Origin of the sequence: Novosphingobium sp. THN1, from assembly GCF_003454795.1 — a bacterium.
Classification (GTDB): domain Bacteria; phylum Pseudomonadota; class Alphaproteobacteria; order Sphingomonadales; family Sphingomonadaceae; genus Novosphingobium.
On the sequence record NZ_CP028347.1, the window covers coordinates 3,052,104 to 3,072,543 of the forward strand.

A 20,440-nucleotide genomic window follows, 5' to 3' on the forward strand; every position below is an offset into this window, starting at 1 on the left:
ATGGCCTCGCTGAAGGAACTCAAGGGCCGGATCAACTCGGTCAAGTCGACCCAGAAGATCACCAAGGCCAAGCAGATGGTCGCGGCGGCCAAGCTGCGCAAGGCGCAGGCGGCTGCCGAAGCCGCGCGCCCCTATGCCAGCCGCCTCGCGGAAGTCATGGGCAGCCTCGCCGCCAAGGTCGCAGGCCAGGATAACGGACCGCTGCTGATGCGCGGCACCGGCTCCGACCAGCGCCACCTCCTTGTCGTGGTCAACACCGACAAGGGCCTGTGCGGCGGTCTGAACTCGAACATCGTCAAGGAAGCCAAGCTTCAGGCGCGTGCGCTCGAAGCGGCAGGCAAGACGGTGAGCTTCTACCTCGTCGGCAAGAAGGGTCGCGCGCCGATCCGCCGTGACTATCCGAACGGCATCGCCGCCGGATACGACACCGGCAACGTGCGCACGCCCGGTTTCGACGAAGCCAGCGCCATCGCCCGCGAACTCCTCGAGATGTTCGAAGCCGGCAAGTTCGACGTCGCGCACCTTGTCGCGCCGGAGTTCAAGAACGCGCTGACCCAGCTGCCGGTCACCACGCAGATCATCCCCGTCCCCGCCCCGACCAACACCGTCGCTATCGATGCCGTGGTGGAATACGAGCCGGGCGAAGAGGAAATCCTCGAGGAGCTGCTGCCGCGCTACGTCACCACGCAGCTGTTCGGTGCCCTGCTCGAGCGTGAAGCCTCGGAACAGGGTGCGTCGATGACCGCGATGGACAACGCGACGCGCAATGCGGGCGAGCTGATCAACAAGCTCACCATCCAGTACAACCGCAGCCGCCAGGCCGCGATCACCACCGAACTCATCGAAATCATCGCTGGCGCCGAAGCGCTCTGACGACGACATAGAAGGCAAGGAAACAACAATGGCCACCGCAGCAGCTACCGGCAAGATCAGCCAGGTCATCGGCGCCGTCGTCGACGTCGCGTTCGACGGCGAACTCCCCGCCATTCTCTCGGCGCTCGAAACCGACAACAACGGCAACCGCCTCGTTCTCGAAGTCGCGCAGCACCTTGGCGAAAACACCGTCCGCACCATCGCGATGGACTCGACCGACGGCCTGACCCGCGGCCAGCCCGTGTCGAACACCGGCGCGCAGATCTCGGTGCCGGTCGGCCCCAAGACCCTGGGTCGCATCATGAACGTCGTCGGCGATCCGATCGATGAGCGTGGCCCGGTCGGTGCCGAGCAGACCGCTCCGATCCACGCCAAGGCTCCGGAATTCATCGAGCAGTCGACCGAAGCCGCGATCCTCGTGACCGGCATCAAGGTCATCGACCTTCTCGCTCCTTACGCCAAGGGCGGCAAGATCGGCCTGTTCGGCGGCGCCGGCGTGGGCAAGACCGTGCTTATCCAGGAACTGATCAACAACATCGCCAAGGGTCATGGCGGCGTGTCGGTCTTCGCAGGCGTCGGTGAACGCACCCGCGAAGGCAACGATCTCTACCACGAATTCCTCGACGCCGGCGTTATCGCCAAGGACGCCGATGGCAACCCGACCCCGGACGGCTCGAAGGTCGCCCTCGTGTTCGGCCAGATGAACGAGCCCCCGGGCGCCCGCGCTCGCGTCGCTCTGTCGGGTCTGACCATGGCCGAATACTTCCGCGACCAAGAAGGCCAGGACGTTCTGTTCTTCGTCGACAACATCTTCCGCTTCACCCAGGCGGGTTCGGAAGTGTCGGCGCTGCTCGGCCGTATTCCTTCCGCCGTGGGCTACCAGCCGACGCTCGCCACCGACATGGGCGCGCTGCAGGAACGCATCACCTCCACCACCAAGGGTTCGATCACCTCGGTGCAGGCGATTTACGTCCCCGCCGACGACCTTACCGACCCGGCCCCGGCCACCTCGTTCGCTCACCTTGACGCAACGACCACGCTGAACCGCGCCATCTCGGAACTCGGCATCTACCCGGCGGTTGACCCGCTCGACTCGACCTCGCGCGTGCTGACGCCCGCTGTCGTCGGTGAAGAGCACTACCAGACCGCCCGCCGCGTTCAGGAAACGCTGCAGAAGTACAAGTCGCTGCAGGACATCATCGCGATCCTCGGCATGGACGAGCTTTCGGAAGAAGATAAGCTCACCGTCGCCCGCGCCCGCAAGATCCAGCGCTTCCTGTCGCAGCCCTTCCACGTCGCCGAAGTGTTCACCGGCATCTCGGGCAAGTTCGTCCAGGTCGAAGACACCGTGCGTTCGTTCAAGGCAGTCGTCGACGGCGAGTACGACCACCTTCCCGAAGCCGCGTTCTACATGGTCGGCGGCATCGACGAAGCGGTCGAAAAGGCCAAGAAGCTGGCTGCTGAAGCCTGATTGACCTAGCTCCCGGGTTCGCCCCGGGGAGACCGAAAGGCTAGAGATGTCTCTCCACTTCGAACTCGTCACCCCGGCCCGCCTCGTCCGTTCGGAAGAGGTCCACATGGTGGTCGTTCCCGGCACCGACGGTGAATTCGGCGTGCTGGAAGGCCACGCGCCGTTCATGTCGACGGTCAAGGACGGAACGATCAAGGTCTACAAGTCGGCAGGTTCGGCGCCTGAAGAGATCACGGTCCAGGGCGGCTTCGCCGAAGTCGGCGCCAAGGGCCTGACGGTTCTCGCCGAGCACGTCGAAGGCTGATCCGCCGAAACCGACACGCAAAGGGGCTGGTCCGCAAGGACCGGCCCTTTTCGTTTGCGTGACTGCGAAGACGGGCCTTCGACAAGCTCAGGCTGAGCGGGATTGGTTAGTGAACCACCTTTTCCAACACCCGCTCAGCCTGAGCTTGTCGAAGGATGCAAAGCGCGACACTCCGTATGCAGCACATACAATTTTTCACCCATTTCAGCATTCCGAACTTTTCAAGCACGCGAACATGAGGCATGACGAGTCCATATCCGTGAAATCGCATCGGGAGAGCTTGAGAAATGTCCCAGACCCTCGAACAGGTCATCCAGAACGCCGGTGACCTTGTAAACTTCGTCCGCAATCAGCAGGTCGGCCCCAACGTCTACCCCGGCGTCCCGGCGGAGTATTCGAACTGGCGCAACGAACAGTGGGCATGGGCGCATTCGGCGGTGCTCTACAACCAGTCGTACCACATGGTCGATCTCGCGGTTAAGGGACCTGACGCCTTCAAGATGCTCGAGCACCTCGGCATCAACTCGTTCAAGAACTTCCAGCCGGATCGCGCCAAGCAGTTCGTTCCCGTCACCCCGGATGGCTACGTCATCGGCGACGTGATCCTGTTCTACCTCGACGAGAACCACTTCAACCTCGTCGGCCGCGCGCCGACGATCGAATGGGTCGAATACCACGCGGCCTCGGGCAACTGGAACGTCACCGTCGAGCGTGACGAACGTTGGGCGATGCGCACCGATGGCAAGCGCAACTCCTACCGCTTCCAGGTCCAGGGCCCGAACGCGATGAAGATCATCGAGAAGGCCACCGGCAAGACCGCTCCTGACCTCAAGTTCTTCCACATGACCCGCATGACCATCGGCGGCAAGGAAGTGCGCGCCCTGCGTCACGGCATGGCCGGGCAGCCGGGCTTTGAATTGATGGGTCCGTGGGAAGACTATGGCGCCGTCCACGCTGCGCTGGTCGAGGCTGGCAAGGAGTTCCAGATGGCGCTCGTCGGCGGTCGTGCCTACTCGTCGAACACGCTGGAATCGGGCTGGATCCCCTCGCCCTTCCCGGCGATCTACACTGGCGAGGCGCTGCGCCCTTACCGTGAATGGCTTTCGGCCAATTCTTACGAGGCCAAGTGCTCGGTCGGCGGCAGCTACGTGCCCGAAACCATCGAAGGCTACTACACCACGCCGTGGGATCTCGGCTACGGCCCCTTCGTCAAGTTCGACCATGACTTCATCGGCCGCGCCGCGCTCGAGAAGATGGCCGCAGAAGGCAAGCATCGCACCAAGGTGACCCTCGCGCTCGACAACGAAGACGTCATGCGCGTCCAGTCCTCGGCACTGAGCAAGGGCGATCGCGCCAAGTTCATGGAGTATCCGAGCGCTGTGTACTCGATGCACCCGTTCGATCAGGTCCTCGCCGATGGCAAGCTGGTCGGCCTTTCCACCTGGATCGGCTATACCGCCAACGAAGGCAAGTTCCTCACCCTCGCGATGATGGAACCCGGTTACGTCGAGCCGGGCACCGAGGTCAGCCTGCTGTGGGGTGAACCCAATGGCGGCACCACCAAGCCGACCGTCGAACCCCACGTCCAAACCGAGATCAAGGCTACCGTTGCCGCCGTTCCCTATTCGGAAGTGGCGCGCGACAACTATGCCGAAGGCTGGCGCACGAAGAAGTAAGTCTGCGGGCATCAGCCCGAAAGCGAGAGCGCCGGCCCATCCCGACGGGTCCGGCGCTCTTTGCGTTTGGGTTGCGGGCAAGGCCTTCGACAGGCTCAGGCTGAGCGGGGAATTGATCCTCGATCAGAGTCTTTAATCCCGATCATCCTGAGCTTGTCGTAGGATGCCGACCGCCCCAGACAAAAACACAAATTTCGTTTGTGTTACTAACAATATCTGGCAAACTGCTCGCAACGACGAGAGAGGATTCCCATGGCCGCCAACAACACCATCACCTTCTATGACCTCGCCCTTTCCACCGGCGCGACGATCAGCCCCTTCGTCTGGGCAACCAAGTACGCGCTCAAGCACAAGGGCTTTGATCTTGACGTCGTACCCGGCGGCTTCACCGGCATTCTTGAGCGCACCGGCGGCAAGACCGAGCGCCTGCCCGCCATCGTCGACGACGGCGAATGGGTACTGGATAGCTGGGGCATCGTCGAATACCTTGATGCCAAGTATCCTGACCGCCCCGCCCTGATCCCCCACGAAAGCGTCGCCGCCACGCTGAAGGCGCTCGACCACTGGTTCTGGAATGCTGCCGTCGGTCCGTGGATGTTCTGCTTCTGCGCCGACTACCGCGATCTCTCGGTCCCTGCGGACCACGAATACGTCACCCACAGCCGCGAGAAGATGCTCGGCCGCAAGCTCGAAGACGTTCAGGCCGGCCGTGAAGAGCGCCTGCCCAAGATCAGCGCCGCGCTCGAACCGCTGCGCGCTGCTCTCGGCCAGCACGAATGGCTCGGCGGCTCCTCGCCCAACTATGCCGACTTCCGCATCATGGGCGGCATCCTGTTCACCGCTTCGGTCTGCAAGACGCCGGTACTTGCGAGCGACGATCCGCTGCGCCCGTGGATCGAACGCTGCCTCGATCTCTACGGTGGCCTCGGCCGTCACCCCGGCCTGTTCCCGCTGTTCGGCCTCGAGCAACGCGAGGGCGATCCCGACCTGTTCAATCGCGCTGCAGGCCAAGGCGGCATCTACAAGCGCAACACCGGCCCGGATTCGACCCGCGCAGAAACCCAGCGCATTACCGAAGGCATGAAGAAATAAGCAATCGGGGCCGGAGCGATCCGGCCCTTACCTTTTGAGCTTGGCCATCATGTCGCCAAAGGTCAGTCGGGTGTCGATGGTCACATAGACGCGGATCGGCCTGCCCTCGGGGTTCGGCTTGCAGGTGCCGTCTGCCTGCACGATCGGAGCAGGGATCATCACATAGTCGCTGGATGATGGATCAGGCTCGAACGAGGATTGCAGAACTGTCAGCGTCACCAGCGGGCTGTCACCAAGGGCATAGGCCTCGCCCACCTTCAGGCCCATCTTGGCCGCGGCCTCGGACAGGCCCGATATCTGGCCCGCCAACCAGGCACCGGTCCCGCCGCTCTCTTTCATCGCTTCGAGTTCGGCCATCGAGAACAGCATCCGCCGATAGGTGTTGCGCGGCACTTGCCATATCGCAACGTCGGAGCGGTTGAAGACCACCTGAGCCGCGGCGACATCGATGGTGATGTTGTACTCGCCCGGCGATCCACCGGGCACGGGCAGGCCAAGGCCGGGATACTCGGGCCCACCAATCCACACCAGCGTCAGCCGCTTGGCGATGCGCGGCTCGAACAGCAAGGCTGAAGCGAGGTCGGTCAAACCAGCGCCGGCGCAATAGAACAGCGGCAAGGGATCGTCCCGCATCGCCTCGGCAATGATCGCATCGGCTGCCGCCGAGCGCGCCGGGACGGACGCGGAGATCATGGCCTTCTCGGAGCCGACGAAGACCGGGACCCGGCCGGTCAGCCCCATGACTTCCAGCAGTTCGCGCGCCCGGTTTGCTCCATCGGTCGCCTGATGGTCGGACTTGGCCCACTTCTCATCAGCGTGGAGATGCGACCCGATGATCGCCCGCACCTCGACCGAAGGCGAGCGCAAGTGATGCGCCAGCTGAAACAGGCCGTCCGGATCTCCTGAAAAATCGTTATCGCAAATCACCCGGAAGCGTCGCTGATCAGCCGCAGCTCGCACAAGGCCGGGGACCACCATCAGACCTGCAGCCGCGGGCATAGCCCCAAGAAAAGACCTGCGCTTCATCACTTTACCGCTCCTGCCAAGCGCAGCAGCAATTGGCGCACCCGCTCGGCTAATTGTTCATCGAATCGCACCGCCGGGACGGCTACACTGAAAGCCCCCGCAAGCTGCTCGTCGATCCACACCGGCACCGCCATGCCGCAGATCCCGACCGTCGCCTCTTCTTGGGCGAGGCTGAAGCCAGTGGCCATGATCTGGGCAAAGTCTGCACGCAGTTCTGCCTCGGTCGTCCGCGTCTGCGGCGTCAGCTTGGCGCGCTCGGTCTCGGCGAAATAGCGCTCCATCTCGGCCGGCGGCAGCCACGCCGCCATGATCTTGCCAGCCGCCAGCGCATGGAGAGGACGGCGCGTGCCGGGATCGACGGCATAGCGCAGCGCTTGGTCGCTGGCCTCGGTGACCAGCGCCTCCACTTCCCAGCCACGGCGGACCATGAACGAGGAGGTCTCGTTGAGTTCGCTGCGCAAGGCCCGCACCAGCGGGGCCACGCGATCCTCGAGCGTGAGCGCAGCGTCTGGCGCGCGCAACCGCTGCAGCCCCGGCCCCGGCAAATAGCGCCGCCCTTCCCGCGTCAGGTAGCCACGCTCGGTCAAGGTGGCGAGCAGATAGGACAGGCTGCTGACCGGAATGGCCAGCGTGCCCGCGATCTCCTGCGCCACAGCGCCCTGGCGGTTTGCGACGACGTACTCGATCACGTCGAGCGTGCGCATCGCCGACTTCACTGGGTTCGAGGCGGCAGGGGCGTTCACTTGAACGTCAAGCTCCCGCGCCGCTCGGCAAACCGCCAGCCTTCGGCAGTCAGCACGAAGCGATCGTGGAAGGAGCCGACCAGCGGCGCGCCCTCGCCCGTGAAAAGCAGCATCGCGCTGGTGCCTCGTGCTGTGGCCGGGCTTTCAACGTCAATCACCACGTTCGAGCAGACATGCCGTGTGGTGCGCGGCGGCCTTGCCTTGAACGCCGCAAGGATGGCCTCGCGCCCTTCCACGCCCTGATCGGGCGCAGTCGGACGGTACATGACGCCATCCTCGGCATAAAGCGCTGCCACCTCTTCCCACCGCGCCTCGTCGTTGAGGTTGGCGTAGAGCGCAACGAGGCGGGCGCAATCATGCTCCGCGGCGCGGCGGTCGTCAGGAGTCAAGCTCACCTGACTCACAGGCGGCTCGCGGCGATGTCCGCGCCTTCGCGCAGCGACTTGAGCTTGCGCCACGTCACGATCGGATCGAGCTTGCCGTACCCTGCAAAAGTACCAAAGCCGCAGTCGGTGCTGGCAACCACGCGGTCGGCGCCGACGAAGCCGGCAAAGCGCTCGATGCGCTGGGCAATCAGTTCGGGATGTTCGATGTAGTTCGAGCAGGTGTCGATCAACCCCGGCGCAAGGATCTTGTGATCGGGCAGCTTGGCGTCCCGCCACACTGTCCATTCGTGTTCGTGGCGGGGATTGGCGCCTTCGAACAGGATCGTGGCGGGGCGCGCCTTCATCACGATGTCGACCACGCGTTCGAGCGGGATGTCGTGGTCGTGGGGGCCTTCGTAGTTGCCCCAGCAGATGTGCATGCGCATCTTCTCGGGCGGAATGTTGGCCGTTGCCGCGTTCAGCGCCTCCACGTTGGCGGCGGCGACCTTGAGGAAGTCCTCTTCCGACATGTCCTGATAGCCGGTGTGGCGGCTCATCGCGAGGTCGGGGCAATCAAGCTGGAGGTAGAAACCCTCGTTCACGATGGTCTCGTACTCCTCGCGCATCGCATCGGCGAGGTCGGCGAGGTAGGCTTCGTGGCTGGGGTAGTGGCGGTTGACCTGGAAGGCGGTGATCAGGCCCGGCGATGCTGCATTCATGAATGCTTCGGTATCGGGCGCGGCGTGTTTGGCGAGCGCGGCCTTGAAGCGGCGGATGTCGTCATGCAGCGGCTGCAGCGTGACCTTGCGAACCGGGCCGATGCACGAGGCGCGGACGAACTCCTGGCTGCCCATGATCGCCGAGAGCTTCTTGGCCAGGTTCGGCACTTCGGCGAGGTCCGCCGCAGGCTTGCGATCAATGTGGCCGCCGAAGCCGGACAGGCGTTCGATCATGTAAGTCGAATATCCGACCTTGCCGAGCTCGCCATCGGAGACCACGGACACGCCGGCATCGACCTGCATCTTGACTGCGGCGTCGACTGCGGCCGAGACTTTTGCATCGAATTCGGCGGCGTCGTATGCTTCGCCCTTGTCTCGGGCGAGCAGCAGGGGCGTCAATTCATCGCCGCGCGGGAGGCTGCCGACGTGGGTTGTCTTGATCTTGGCCATTTCAGTTGCCTCTTCCGCAGTTCATATCCATGAAAAATTCATAGCGCAGTTCGCGGTCGAAACAAGCGGATTTGCGGGGTTTTCGCCAGAGCGCCGCTGCCTTGGGGTTTACGGGTTTACACAGTTCCAAGAGAAAACATTCAGCCCCACCGATTTCGCCATTTCGACGGCCCGCTTGCGTCCGTCGAGCCGCAAGACGTGGCCACGGCGGTGGCAGCGACGCAGTAGCTCCGAAAGGGGCGAATCCGAATTTGTGCATGACCGGAGTTTGCCGCAGCACTGACGCTGTAGGAAAGTTGTTTTGGAGCGCTGTTTGCGATGGCTGACGGTCCAAGGGTGAAAACGCGTTTCCAGAAATCCGGAAACGTCGTTTCATGAAGTGAAATTTGCGATGGCGGTGATGTTCGAAAAATCTCTCGAAGAAACAGCAAATCACTTATCCAAAGAAGTAAAGAATTTTGAACCTTAGATAATCTCACATGCTTTAATGACTATTTGAAAGACAGTCCCGCTTTGGATCATTAACACTTTATGACTCCTAACCATACCATTAATTACGTATTAAGCATCTATAACTCGATAAACCGGCGAGTCGCGCTCAAGCACTCAAGGTTAACGCCCGACCATGGGGTCCGGGAATTCGAGCGCAACTGCTGGGGGAGTTCCCAAATGAAGACTGTAAAGATCCTGACGATCGGCGCTCTGTGTGCCTCTTCGCTGAGCCCGCTGGCAATCACGCCGGCCTTGGCGATCACGCTTTCAGGCGACACGACCACTGCAATGGCAGGCGTGTGCGACGCTGACCTTGCTGCCAAGCTGACTGCGCCGCTGCATGACGGCCGTCCTTCGCTGACCGTGGAAGTCGTCGAAACCGGTCAGATCGATGCTGATCCGGTCGAAAGCAACCGCGTGGAAACGCCGGGCACCCGCTTTGGCACCGGCACGCCGACCTATACAGGCTTCACCATTGAAGGAAGGCCCTTCCGCACCGGGGCAGCGTGAACCTGTTCGGTGACAAGGTTGCCAAGAACAAGAACTGGCCCGCGAGCGAATACGACTTCACCGCCGATTATTCCACCACCACCACGGTGAGCTACAACTGCGAATACACGCGCTACAGCGAAACTTACATTCCCGCGGTCGAAGGTACGCCGGTTCAGGGCTATTATATCCGCGATCCCGAAGCGAACGGTAACATCGAAGCCACAGAACGTGCGTGCGCCGAGTTTACCGACAAGGGCCCGACGTGGAGCCAATGGGGCGAAAATCAGTCAAAATGCCTGTTCATCACGACCGCCGATGCTGTTGAACCGGTTGAAGAACAGTGGATCGACAATGCGCCGGAGGCCGCACCCGAGCTGACTTCGAACCAGACGATCGACGAAACCAACACCGTCTATGGCGTTGCCGGGCATGAAGCTGCTGCTGGCCCGTGGACAGAAGTCGGCAACTGGCTGGCCGAAAAGGTCGTCGTCTGCATTTCGCCCAAGAGGCTGCCGGGCACCTGGACTGCTCAGAACGGCTATGTCGGCACCAACTGCAACACGACCTACTTCAATACGGCTCCGTGGGGCGGCGGTTCGCAGACCTCGAACGGGACCTATATCTCGGTTCCGGGCGCCTGAGCGATCTGACCTCGGGTCTGGGTGTCTATGGCTCCATCGGCAATGGCCGGTGGAGCCTTGCGCCTTTTCACGACGCTGATGACAGCCCCTCGACACCCTTGTTTCCCGCCAATGGGCAGAGCTCTGACAAGAGCGGACGGACCGTCTGGTCTGCGCCGCGCTTGCAGTGCCTCGGCACGCTGAGGCCGGGCCTTGCGATACCTGCACTGGTGCTGTCCTGCCTGTCGGTCGCGGCCCATGCGGCCAACGGTGCTGCCGATGGCAGTGGTGAAGCAGGCTCGGGCAGTGGTGACGGCGCGCCGCAAAGCGAATCGGCGCAAACGCGGCCGTCCGGGCTGGAACTGCCGGTTCCACTGTTTGACCGGCAGATCGTGGTCGTGGGCGATCGCGCCATCGTATCGCAACTGTCCGACGTCGCGCCTGAGCAAGATTACGAGGAAGACCGCATCGCATCCTACGGTGCCAGCACGGTTGGCGAACTGGTCAATCAGATCCAGGATGAGAACGGCGACGATCAGCCGGCAGTGCTGGTAAACGGCCAGCCGGTCAGCGACATCGGTGACATATCCGACTACCCCGTAGAAGCCGTGCGCAAGATCGAAACGCTACCACGTGGGTCAGCCGCGCGCGTCGGTGGTGGATCCACGCAGCGCGTCTACAACATCGTGCTGAAGCCTGCGGTCAAGACGCTCACCGTGACCGGCAGCCGCGAAGTCGCCACCGAGGGGGACTGGGGCCTGAGCCGGGGTGAGGCGCAACTGACCTTCATCCGCAAGCGTGACCGCATCAACCTTTCAGTCAAGGCTTCGCAATCGGACAACCTCTTCGAAACCGACCGCAATCTGGTGCGGCCGGACTCGATCATACCGTTTGCTCCGCTGGGCAATGTGATCTCTTTCCGGGGCACGGAGATCGACCCGGCGCTTTCGGCGCTTGCCGGGAGCCTGGTAAGCACGATCGCGCTGCCCAGAATACCGGGACGCCGACGCTGGCCAGTCTGGTGCCTTTCGCCAACAAGGTGAACGACAGCCGGATCGGCGACTTTCGCACGCTGCGCGGCGCGTCGAAGCCGCTCGAAGCCAGCCTTTCAGGCAACAAGACGCTGGCCCCATGGCTTTCGCTTTCGTTCAACGGGCGGATCGGCCGCACGACGGCTTCGAGCCTCAACGGCTTGCCGACAGCGCGGTTTCTCCTGGCGGCGGATCATCCGGCAAGTCTGTTCACGACACCGGTGGTGCTGGCATTGAGCGACGCCTCGCGGCCCTTGCGCTACGATACGCGCAGCGACGCAAGGAACCTGACGGCATCCCTGATCGCGACGCGGGGGCCGTGGCAAGGCACGTTGCTGGGCCGCTACGAACAGCGCGAGCGCGCCTCGGGCAGCATCCTTAATGGCACAGTGGCCGGAGGGCTGATCGCCATTGATCCGACGATCAATCCCTTTGCCGACGGGCTGGCCGCGCTCATTCCGCTTTCCGTGCGCACCACGCGCAACAAGACCACTGCGCGCGAGGTACGGCTGGATGTTCAGGGACCGTTGTTCGGGCTGCCTGCAGGCACGGTGCAAGTGCGCGGGGGCGGCGCGCTGGGCGGTGGCACGCTGGATGCGACGGACCAGCAGGGCCGCGATTCGAGGATCGAGCGCAACGACTGGACACTGCGCGCAGGCGTTACCGTGCCGCTGACGAGCAAGGCGGGAAATTTTCTCGGCGCGCTGGGCGACATAGATGTTTCAGCAGACGTCTCGCGACAGAGGCTGGGGCAGTTCGGGCGGATCAACGAGCATGCGTTTTCACTCAACTGGCGGCCGCTGGCATGGCTGCGTTTCAACCTGACCGACAACCGTGACGGGCGGGCCATTCCGCTGGAACTTGTCGCCGCGCCGAGCACGATTGCCGAGAACGTGCCCTACTTCGATCCGGTGCGTGGCGAGACGGTGCCCGTGACGACGATCTACGGCGGCGGCGACAGCCTGAGGAGCGAGACGCAACGCTTGCGCACGCTGTCTGTGTCCGCATCGCCATGGTCCCGCTACAAACTGCAGGTCAACGCGGACTATTCGATTTCGGACACGCGCAACCAGTTCGGTGCCCTGCCCTTGCCGACGCAGGCCGTGGTGGCGGCGTTCCCCGACCGCTTCGTGCGCGATGCAAGCGGGCGGTTGACGCTGGTGGACAATCGCACGGTGAACTTTGACCGGCTGCGCTCGCGGCAATTGCGGCTGGGCACGAGCTTTGCGGTGCCTCTGGAGCCGATGCCGCTCGATGCGAATGGCAAGGCCAGGGCTTATGGGCCAAGGATGACGATGCAGGTCAATGCGGCGCATACCATCGTGCTGGAGAGCACTTCGGTGATCCGAGCAGCTCTGGGGCAAGTGAACCTGCTGTCGGGTGGCGCAATCGGCATCGGCGGCGGTCAGCAGCGGCACCTGACGACCGCCAATGTCTCGGTGATGCGGGGGCCAAGCGGGTTCCGGCTTTCAGCCAGCAGGCGTGGGCAGAGCCAGCTGCTCTATGGCTCGCAAGCCGCGCCGAACCGGCTGACGTTCCAGCCGATCAGCACGTTCGACCTGCGAGCGATTGCCGACATGAGCTCGCTCGTGCCCAAGTCTCCGTTCTGGAAGGGCGCGCGCATTTCGCTCGTCGTCGACAACATCGGTAATGCCCGCCAGCGGGTGACTGCAGCGAATGGGGATCTGCCACTGGGCTTTCAGCCCGCCTATCGCGATCCGATCGGGCGCACCGTGGCGCTCGAACTGCGCAAGGTATTCTAGGCGGCGTGGACAAATTCCACAACGCCTAGGCCGCCTTGTCCTGTGAAGGTCGCCTGCCGGTAACCCGTTGGTAGAAGCGGGAGAAATAACTGGGGTCTTCGAAGCCGAGTTCGGCGGCGACTTGTGCCGCCGTGGCATTGGTGTAGCGCAGCAAACGGTGGGCTTCGAGGGCGAGGCGGCGGTGGATCAAGTCCATCGGACTGCAGCCGAGGCGCGCTGCGGTGAGACGCGACAGCGTGCGGCGGGTAAGGCCGAGCGCGCCGGCATAGAAATCGAGATCGCGGTGCTGGCGGTAATGCAGTTCGACAAGCTGGCGAAAGCGATCGAGCCGCCGGTCGGCACGCTCCTGCGGATCGGAAGCGTCCTCCTCGCGGGCGATTGTGCGGATGAGGCTTTCAGCCAGCGCCATGAACAATGGATCGCGCTGCTGCCATTCTTGTTGAAGGCCGAGCATTTCACGCGCGAGCCAGACGGCGCGGCGGGCAGCTTCGGGGCCAAGCGGCGCAGAACCGCCGCGTGCCAGAGCGCCGAGCAACGGATCGGCCGGGCCGGCTGCCCTTGTGGAAAAGTCGGTGGACAAGGTGAGGACAAATCCGCGCGTGCCCTGGCGGAAGCGGAAGCCATGGACGGCAGCGGCGGGCACGATCACGCGCGCCGGACCTTCGAGCCCGACGGTGATGGTATCGAGGGTCACTGCGGCGTGTCCTTCTTCTACCAGAAGAACCTGAACGAAGTGATCGTGGCGGTGAATGCCGATTTCCCAATCGTGCAGGGCACTCCGCTCCGCGATGGTCTCGATATGGGCGAAACCGCCTGCGTTCTGCGCCGTGCCTTCACCATAGAGGGCATATCTTGGTATCGCCTCGGTCATGTCCCGAAAGTGCTAGCAGTTTGTCCTGCGGCTGCATTCACCCGCAACCGCGCTTCTGTCAAATTCTCCAGCACTGACCCCGCATCCCAGTGCGGGCGCGTGGGAGAACTGTCATGAAGACTCAGGTCGCCATCATCGGCGCAGGCCCGGCCGGCCTGCTGCTCGGACACCTGCTGAAGGCCGAGGGCGTTGACTGCGTCGTGGTCGAGCGGCAGCAGCCGGACTATATCCTTGGCCGCATCCGTGCAGGTGTGCTGGAGCAGATCACCGTCGGGCTGATGGAACGGCTCGGCCTCGATGCTCGCCTCAAGGCCGAGGGCCTGGTGGAAGAAGGCTTCAATCTCGCCGATGGCGAACGCCTGATCCGCATCGATGTCGCCAATCTCACCGGCAAGACCGTGGTGGTCTATGGCCAGACCGAGATCACCCGCGACCTGATGGACGCCGCGCCCGAGCGTGGGCTGCAGGTGATCTATGGCGCCAGCGATGTGGCTCTCCATGCCATCGAGAGCGACGCCCCTTACGTCACCTATTCGCTTGAGGGCAGCGAACAGCGCATTGATGCGCGGTTCATCGTCGGTTGCGACGGGTTCCATGGCCCCAGCCGGAAGGCCATCCCGGCGAGCGTGGCGCGCGAATTCGAGCGGGTCTATCCGTTCGGCTGGCTTGGCATCCTTGCCGACGTGCCGCCGTGCAACCATGAACTGATCTATGCCAATCACGAGCGCGGCTTCGCCCTCGCCTCGATGCGCAGCCACACGCGCAGCCGCTACTATGTCGATGTGCCGCTGACCGAGAAGGTCGAGGACTGGTCGGACGAGCGCATCTGGGACGAGCTGGCGGTGCGCCTCGGGCCGGAGGCTGCGGCGAACATGACGCGCGGGCCTTCCATCGAAAAGTCGATCGCGCCGCTGCGCTCCTACGTTTTCGAACCGATGCGCCACGGCAGCCTGCTGCTGTGCGGCGATGCGGCGCACATTGTCCCGCCGACCGGTGCCAAGGGCCTGAACCTTGCCGCAAGCGACGTCCATTACGCCGCCGAAGCCCTGAGCAGCTTCTTCAAGCGGGGCGATAACGACGCGATCGAAGGGTACTCCGCCAAGGCACTGGCCCGGGTGTGGAAATCCGAGCGCTTCTCGTGGTCGCTGACCAAGCTGATGCACCGCTTCCCGAGGATGGCCCGTTCGAGCGCGCAATGCAGGTGGCCGAGCTGGACTATATCGCTTCCAGCAAGGCCGCACAGACGAGCATCGCCGAGAACTACGTCGGTCTGCCGGTGTAACAGCTGCCAGGGCCTGCCCCAAAGGTCGGCCGGCGCAGTGTAACATCGTCATTTCACCGTCACAAAGTCGATACAGAAAGCTCCTGGAAACAGGGGCTTTCTTTTCATGCGGCACATCGACATCCTGCTGACAGGCAACCATTCCGGAGGACGCGAACCCTTCGTGCATTCCGATCTGCGCGTGGTGTTTCACCGCTGGAAAGCGGAGGCTCCCCTGCCCCTCATGGAAGGGCGGCCCTGGGCGTTCATAGACTGGGTGCTTGACGAGATGTCCGGGCTGGAACTGTGTCGTCGCTTGCGCTGCGGGGACAGTCTCGGTCAGGAAGCGCACATCACGATGATCCTCGAGGAAGACGATGCCGAGGCCAAGCGCCGCGCCCTGCGCGCGGGGGCTGACGACTATATCGTCGGACCGGTGGACCGGGGTGCGATCCTCGACCGGGTGCTGTCGATCCAGCTTCCGGAGCATGAAGCGCCGGCGCGGGTGTTGCGGCTGGGTGACCTGGCGCTGGACCTTGCCGCGCTGCAGGCCCGCTGGCGCGAAAAGCCGCTGTTGCTCATGCCCAACGAAATGCGCCTGCTGCGCTATCTGATGGAAAAGCCCGGCCACGTGTTCAGCCGTACGCAGCTGATTGCGGCATTGGGCAAGCACGACCAGCCGATCGACGAGAGGACCGTCGACGCCTGGATCAGCCGCCTGCGCCGCGCCTTGCGCGATGTCGGCGCAGGATCGCCGCTGCGCACGGTGCGCTCAATGGGGTATGTGCTCGACCGGCCATAAGGTTGGTGAGAGATTTGCAAATCACAAATAACCGACGGATTGCAAATCTGGAGCTCATAATCCTGATGCATAATCTTGCTGACGCTGCACATTATTGTTGCGACCCGCCTTTTCTCCTGCAATCTTATAGCGAAAGGAGAAATACGTGGCTAAAGTTTCCGTCAGAGCTGCCCGCGCCAAGCAAGGGAATCTAACACTCTATACGACTGGCATCCGCGTTTCGGACTTGGTGAAAGACAATTTTTATAGCGTCGAAACGCTTGATCCCACTGATACCACCGACAGCGGATATCAACGGGTATTGAACGAAACTCGAGCGCGCCGTTTATCTGATTACTTAATTAATGGGCTAGATACATCAGATTGCTTCCTGCCCACATCAGTTTTTTTGGCCACTTCCGAAGAACTCGACTACGACGAGCACTCTGGACTTCTTCTGATAGACACAGAAAAAACGGGAGCCTTTAGTGTTGTTGACGGGCAACACCGACTTGAGGGACTTCGACTAGCAGCTGAAAGAGATAATAGACTTTTGCACTTCGAAATGCCGGTGAATATTGCAGTGCAACTTCCGCATTTACATCAGATGTGTCACTTTTTGATTGTTAACAGCACTCAAAAAGTGTCGACAAATCTGTCGAACAACGCATCATGTCACGACTAACTGCGGCAGTAGATGTTGAGGATATCCCGAGTCTTCCGCGATGGATTAGAAAGATAGTTGATAAGGGCGAGGTCGATCAAGCAGTAAAACTTGTCGATTATTTAAACACCGCTCCAGATTCACCTTGGAATGGAAAGATCGCCCTTCCCAACACGAGCTCGTCGGGATCAGCAATAAAGCAGCATTCTTTTGTCAAAAGTATAACAAAGTATATTTTGACCCCCAGCAACCCGCTAACAGCCTTCCAAGATTCGGAAAAGGAAAAAAAGATATTTTTAAACTATTGGATAGCGATAACTAATCTTCTCGATGATGGCGATGACTCTGTTGTATATAAGTACAACGGTGTGGAACTTTTCTGTCGCTTTTCCATTGCATTTTTTATGAAGTGCCAAGACAAAGGTAGCTTTACCGTTCAAACAATGACAAATCTTATGAAGTCCTGCTTCGAAAATCTCGAAGGCGAATACGCAGGCGTCGGACATAAAGAGTGGTGGAGCAAAGGATCGAGCGCGAGCAATATTAACTCGGGCGCAATAGGCGTTATTTATCAGGCAATGGCAATTGCTCTAAATAAGTCATCTTTTATTAGTACTGTTGAAATATGAAAGTTTCCGAGCTTATACAACCGCCGGAATACTTTATTCCATTTAGATTTTCACACAAAAGAAGATGTCCAGATCAATCTGGATGTTACATTTTAAGCAATCATTCACATGAAATTTTATACATCGGCCTAACCGTTAATCTTTCCAGGCGATTTGAGGAGCATTGGGACTCGGACGGCAAGCGTAGGCTGACGGATTTGGGACGATCAATATGGTTCGAGTGGCGCGAAACCAACGACTTGGAAACGATGGAGCGCAGTTGGATGAACCATCACCTTGCTGTGACGGGTGCACTTCCAGTCCTGAATAAGCTCTATTCGCCGACACGGATTTAGCGGAAGAAAAGAAAGAGGCGACCCGTGGTGACAGGCCGCCTCCCGAGGGTGGTTGATCGTTGCGGCGTCAGAACGTCATCGATGCCGACAGGGCGAAGGTGCGCCCCACGTCGTACGAGTTGACTTCGACGCGGTTGGCGCCGGACTGCTGATATTCGTAGTTGCGGCGACCGGTGATGTTGCGCGCTTCGAACTTGAGTTCGAGATCGTTCTTGAACAGCTTGAAGCCCTGGCGCGCGACGAAATCGATGCGCAGGCCCGGGTCCTGGATGACATCGGGCTGGCCGGTGTTGAGCAGACCGCGGCTGAAGACGCGCTTGCTGGCGTAGCTGAGCAGGATGGTCTGCTGCGATAGCTTGTCGGTGTCTTCAAGGCCGAGCTGAACGTTGGCAATGTGCTCGCTTTGCCCGGTCAGGGGTGCGCCATCGCGGAAGTAGTCCAGCGCACGGGTCGATGCGGCGAGGTAGTAGGAAGTCTGGTCGCCTTCCTTCACCTTCAGCTTAGACTTGGTGTAGGTGTAGTTGGCGATCACGGCAAAGCGGCGCGACTCCCACATCCCGCCCCAGTCGGCGAGGTCAAAGTACTTCTGCAGCTCGATTTCCGCGCCGTAGAGATCGGCCTTCGGCGCATTGGCGAAGCTGGTGATGAAGTTGTCGCTCTCGAGGCTGACGAAGCTTTCGATCGGCTTGTCGATGCGCTTCCAGAAACCGGCGATCGAGAAGCGCTGATCCCGCGCATAGTACCACTCGTAGCGGGCCTCGGCGTTGGTCAGCGTGCTGTCCTGCAGGTTGGGGTTGCCGCGATAGGTGCGGTTGGTGTCGGGATCGAAGTAGAACTGGTAGATCAGCTCGCGGAATTGCGGGCGGGCGATCGTCTTCGACGCGTTGGCGCGCAACTGCATGTCATCGCGGAACGACCAGGTCAGCGTGGCCGCCGGCAGCCAGTAGCCGTTGTTCAGGCTGGTCGGCGCCGTGATAGCCGTGACGTCCTTGAACACCGGAATCGCCGATACGGCCATCTTCGCCGTTTCGTAGCGGACGCCTGCATCGAGTTGCAGGGTATCGGTCAGCTGCGCATCGATCTTTGCGTAAGCCCCGTGGTTTTTCAAGGTGGCGAGGAAGGCGGGATTGCCTTCGTTCGTATCGACGAGGCCGATGTTGAATGCCTTGATGACCGCATTGCTGAGCAGGTAGTCGGGGCGGAACAGGTTCACGCCATCGGGCAGATCGACCGCACGCCACTGGAAGTCGCGGCGCGAGCTGGTGCGGCGGGTATCGGTATAGGCGTAGCCGACCGTCGCGGTGATCGCGGGCGAAACCTTGTAGGACACGTCGATCCCGCCCGACCACAGGTCTTCGTTGAGATCGGAGAAGCTGACATTGGCGCGACCGGCGTTGCCATCGAGATTGTTGACGAAAAATCGGCCAAGCGGGTCCGAGGCGACATTGGTGCGCACATACTCGAAGCCGAGTTCATAAGGCGCTTCACGCTGCGAATTGGCATAGCCGCCGCGCAGGTCAACGCTGAGGCCGTCGAGCGGCTTCAATTCGGCGACGATCTGGCTGTCGATCAGCTGGCGCTCGTACCAAGCGGTTTCCTGCTGCTGCCAGTCCGCCGAAGTCTGGTTGCGCTGGCCCAGGCTGATGCGCGTGTGCTTTAGCGTGTCGCGGATGTAGAGGTTGGTCCAGCGGATCTTGTTGCGCCCGAATTCCAGTCCCAGCCCCAGCATGCCGTTGACGACGATGCGGTTGTCGGTGGTGACGCGGCGGAAATCGGACTGCAGATCAGCGAGATCGGATTCGACCGATGTCTGGCTCAGAACGTCACGGGTCAGCCACTTGTTGTTGTACCCGGCGGTGGCGATGACGCCGAGTGTCGCGCCGCCAAGCTCGAACGACTTGCCCGCCGAAAGCGAGAGCGAGCCGTTACCGGGCATGTTGGGAATGCGCTGGGTGAGGCCATTGCGGGTGTTGACGATGCCCTGCCCCACGGCAACGGCATCGACATTGCCCGAGGAGAGGCGCTCGCCGCTGGCGAAGAAGCTCTGCAGGGCCTTGGTGAAATCACGCTGGCCGTTGTCGAACCCGGTCCAGTCGGTGCTCGAGCCATAGTAGGTATAGCCAAGCTGGTTGGTCGTCTCCGTATCCCAGGCGCCGCCGATGCCGACATTGACGAAGGCTTCCTGCGGGACCGACTTGGTGGTGAGGTTCACCACGCCGCCGCCGAATTCGCCGGGATAGTTGACCGAGTAGGACTTCTGCACCAGCGACGAGGCGATGATGCTCGAGGGAAACAAGTCGAGCGGGACGACGCGCTTGAGCGGTTCGGGGCTCGGCAAGGGAGAACCGTTGAGCAGCGCGAGCGAGTAGCGATCGCCGAGGCCTCGCACATAGACATAGCCATTGCCGACGACGCTGAGGCCGGTCACGCGGCCGAGTGCGCCGGCAATGTTGCCTTCGCCGGTCCGCGCGATTTCGGCAGTGCCGAGAACCGAAACGACTTGCGGAGCGGCGCGTTGCAGGTTGCGATCGCGCTGTCCGGTCACGACGATCTCGCCACCGGGAATGGAGACTTCAGGCGCGGCCTCCTGCGGCTGCTCTTCGGCCTGCGGATCCGCCGCGGCCTGATCGGCGGAAGCTTCCGGAGCCGGAGACGGCGCCGGCGCGGCCTCTTGCGCATGGACAAGCGCCGGCGTGAGCAGCGCGGTGGACAGCAGCAGCAGGTGTGCGAGCCGCGAGGTATTCATCTGTCGTCCCCCTGGGGAAAAGGAAAGTTCCGTGGT

Annotated in this window: 19 protein-coding genes and 1 pseudogene; 14 read left to right on the forward strand and 6 right to left on the reverse strand. The window is 61.8% G+C overall.

From position 1 onward, the window contains the following. The 5 genes from C7W88_RS15030 to C7W88_RS15050 all read left to right on the forward strand — a co-directional run bounded on the left by C7W88_RS15030 (position 1) and on the right by C7W88_RS15050 (position 5,416). Positions 1-873, forward strand: a complete 873-nt coding sequence (locus C7W88_RS15030; protein WP_039335060.1) for a F0F1 ATP synthase subunit gamma — start codon at positions 1-3, stop codon at positions 871-873. A gap of 28 nt (positions 874-901) precedes the next feature. Beyond that, on the forward strand, positions 902-2,344 hold the full coding sequence (atpD, locus tag C7W88_RS15035; RefSeq protein WP_118074159.1) for a F0F1 ATP synthase subunit beta: 1,443 nt from the start codon (positions 902-904) through the stop codon (positions 2,342-2,344). Between the two features lie 46 nt (positions 2,345-2,390). Beyond that, on the forward strand, positions 2,391-2,648 hold the full coding sequence (locus C7W88_RS15040; RefSeq protein WP_039335066.1) for an ATP synthase F1 subunit epsilon: 258 nt from the start codon (positions 2,391-2,393) through the stop codon (positions 2,646-2,648). Positions 2,649-2,935: 287 nt separating this feature from the next. Beyond that, a complete protein-coding gene (locus C7W88_RS15045; RefSeq protein ID WP_118074160.1) occupies positions 2,936-4,324 on the forward strand; it encodes an aminomethyltransferase family protein in 1,389 nt (462 codons plus the stop codon). 252 nt (positions 4,325-4,576) lie between these two features. Beyond that, positions 4,577-5,416 (forward strand): beta-etherase, encoded by an 840-nt coding sequence (locus C7W88_RS15050; RefSeq protein WP_118074161.1) that lies wholly within the window; start codon positions 4,577-4,579, stop codon positions 5,414-5,416. Positions 5,417-5,443: 27 nt separating this feature from the next. On the opposite strand, the gene C7W88_RS15055 is transcribed toward C7W88_RS15050, so the two are convergent. From C7W88_RS15055 to C7W88_RS15070, 4 genes are read right to left on the reverse strand one after another with little or no spacing between them, the layout of a single operon-like run. Then, entirely contained in the window at positions 5,444-6,442 is a 999-nt protein-coding gene (locus C7W88_RS15055) for a nucleoside hydrolase (protein WP_118074162.1), read from the reverse strand. Continuing rightward, positions 6,442-7,185 carry an IclR family transcriptional regulator gene (locus tag C7W88_RS15060; RefSeq protein ID WP_118074163.1) on the reverse strand — a complete coding sequence of 248 codons (744 nt, stop codon included), beginning with the start codon at positions 7,183-7,185 and terminating at the stop codon, positions 6,442-6,444. The genes C7W88_RS15055 and C7W88_RS15060 overlap by 1 nt, the downstream gene beginning before the upstream one ends. Further along, positions 7,182-7,580, reverse strand: a complete 399-nt coding sequence (locus tag C7W88_RS15065) for a nuclear transport factor 2 family protein (RefSeq protein WP_240344703.1) — start codon at positions 7,578-7,580, stop codon at positions 7,182-7,184. The genes C7W88_RS15060 and C7W88_RS15065 overlap by 4 nt, the downstream gene beginning before the upstream one ends. Positions 7,581-7,585: 5 nt before the next feature. Then, positions 7,586-8,719, reverse strand: a complete 1,134-nt coding sequence (locus C7W88_RS15070) for a cobalamin-independent methionine synthase II family protein (protein ID WP_118074165.1) — start codon at positions 8,717-8,719, stop codon at positions 7,586-7,588. 669 nt (positions 8,720-9,388) lie between these two features. Between C7W88_RS15070 and C7W88_RS15075 the strand changes: the two genes are divergently transcribed. From C7W88_RS15075 to C7W88_RS15090, 4 genes are read left to right on the forward strand one after another with little or no spacing between them, the layout of a single operon-like run. Beyond that, a complete protein-coding gene (locus tag C7W88_RS15075) occupies positions 9,389-9,721 on the forward strand; it encodes a hypothetical protein (RefSeq protein ID WP_118074166.1) in 333 nt (110 codons plus the stop codon). After that, positions 9,718-10,344: a hypothetical protein gene (locus tag C7W88_RS15080; protein WP_118074167.1), complete on the forward strand. Its 627-nt coding sequence runs from the start codon at positions 9,718-9,720 to the stop codon at positions 10,342-10,344. Before C7W88_RS15075 ends, C7W88_RS15080 begins: the two co-directional genes overlap by 4 nt. After that, positions 10,287-11,366, forward strand: a complete 1,080-nt coding sequence (locus tag C7W88_RS15085; protein ID WP_162896079.1) for a TonB-dependent receptor — start codon at positions 10,287-10,289, stop codon at positions 11,364-11,366. The genes C7W88_RS15080 and C7W88_RS15085 overlap by 58 nt, the downstream gene beginning before the upstream one ends. Further along, positions 11,345-13,117: a hypothetical protein gene (locus tag C7W88_RS15090; RefSeq protein ID WP_162896080.1), complete on the forward strand. Its 1,773-nt coding sequence runs from the start codon at positions 11,345-11,347 to the stop codon at positions 13,115-13,117. Before C7W88_RS15085 ends, C7W88_RS15090 begins: the two co-directional genes overlap by 22 nt. Before the next feature lie 25 nt (positions 13,118-13,142). On the opposite strand, the gene C7W88_RS15095 is transcribed toward C7W88_RS15090, so the two are convergent. Next, positions 13,143-13,988, reverse strand: coding sequence for a helix-turn-helix domain-containing protein (locus C7W88_RS15095; RefSeq protein ID WP_118074170.1), 846 nt, complete (start codon positions 13,986-13,988; stop codon positions 13,143-13,145). A 113-nt stretch (positions 13,989-14,101) separates the two neighbouring features. On the opposite strand from C7W88_RS15095, the pseudogene pobA reads away from it, so the two are divergent. From pobA to C7W88_RS24830, 5 genes and pseudogenes are all read left to right on the forward strand, one after another. Continuing rightward, positions 14,102-15,270, forward strand: a pseudogene (pobA, locus tag C7W88_RS15100) (4-hydroxybenzoate 3-monooxygenase). A gap of 106 nt (positions 15,271-15,376) precedes the next feature. Further along, positions 15,377-16,051: a response regulator transcription factor gene (locus tag C7W88_RS15105; protein WP_118074171.1), complete on the forward strand. Its 675-nt coding sequence runs from the start codon at positions 15,377-15,379 to the stop codon at positions 16,049-16,051. Between the two features lie 145 nt (positions 16,052-16,196). Then, positions 16,197-16,715 (forward strand): DGQHR domain-containing protein, encoded by a 519-nt coding sequence (locus tag C7W88_RS15110; protein ID WP_118074172.1) that lies wholly within the window; start codon positions 16,197-16,199, stop codon positions 16,713-16,715. Continuing rightward, positions 16,703-17,323, forward strand: a complete 621-nt coding sequence (locus C7W88_RS22770; RefSeq protein WP_162896081.1) for a hypothetical protein — start codon at positions 16,703-16,705, stop codon at positions 17,321-17,323. The genes C7W88_RS15110 and C7W88_RS22770 overlap by 13 nt, the downstream gene beginning before the upstream one ends. Further along, entirely contained in the window at positions 17,320-17,658 is a 339-nt protein-coding gene (locus tag C7W88_RS24830; protein ID WP_118074173.1) for a GIY-YIG nuclease family protein, read from the forward strand. The genes C7W88_RS22770 and C7W88_RS24830 overlap by 4 nt, the downstream gene beginning before the upstream one ends. 67 nt (positions 17,659-17,725) lie before the next feature. On the opposite strand, the gene C7W88_RS15120 is transcribed toward C7W88_RS24830, so the two are convergent. Next, complete coding sequence (locus C7W88_RS15120; protein ID WP_118074174.1) at positions 17,726-20,404, reverse strand: TonB-dependent receptor domain-containing protein; 2,679 nt, start codon at positions 20,402-20,404, stop codon at positions 17,726-17,728. Positions 20,405-20,440: the final 36 nt, after the last annotated feature.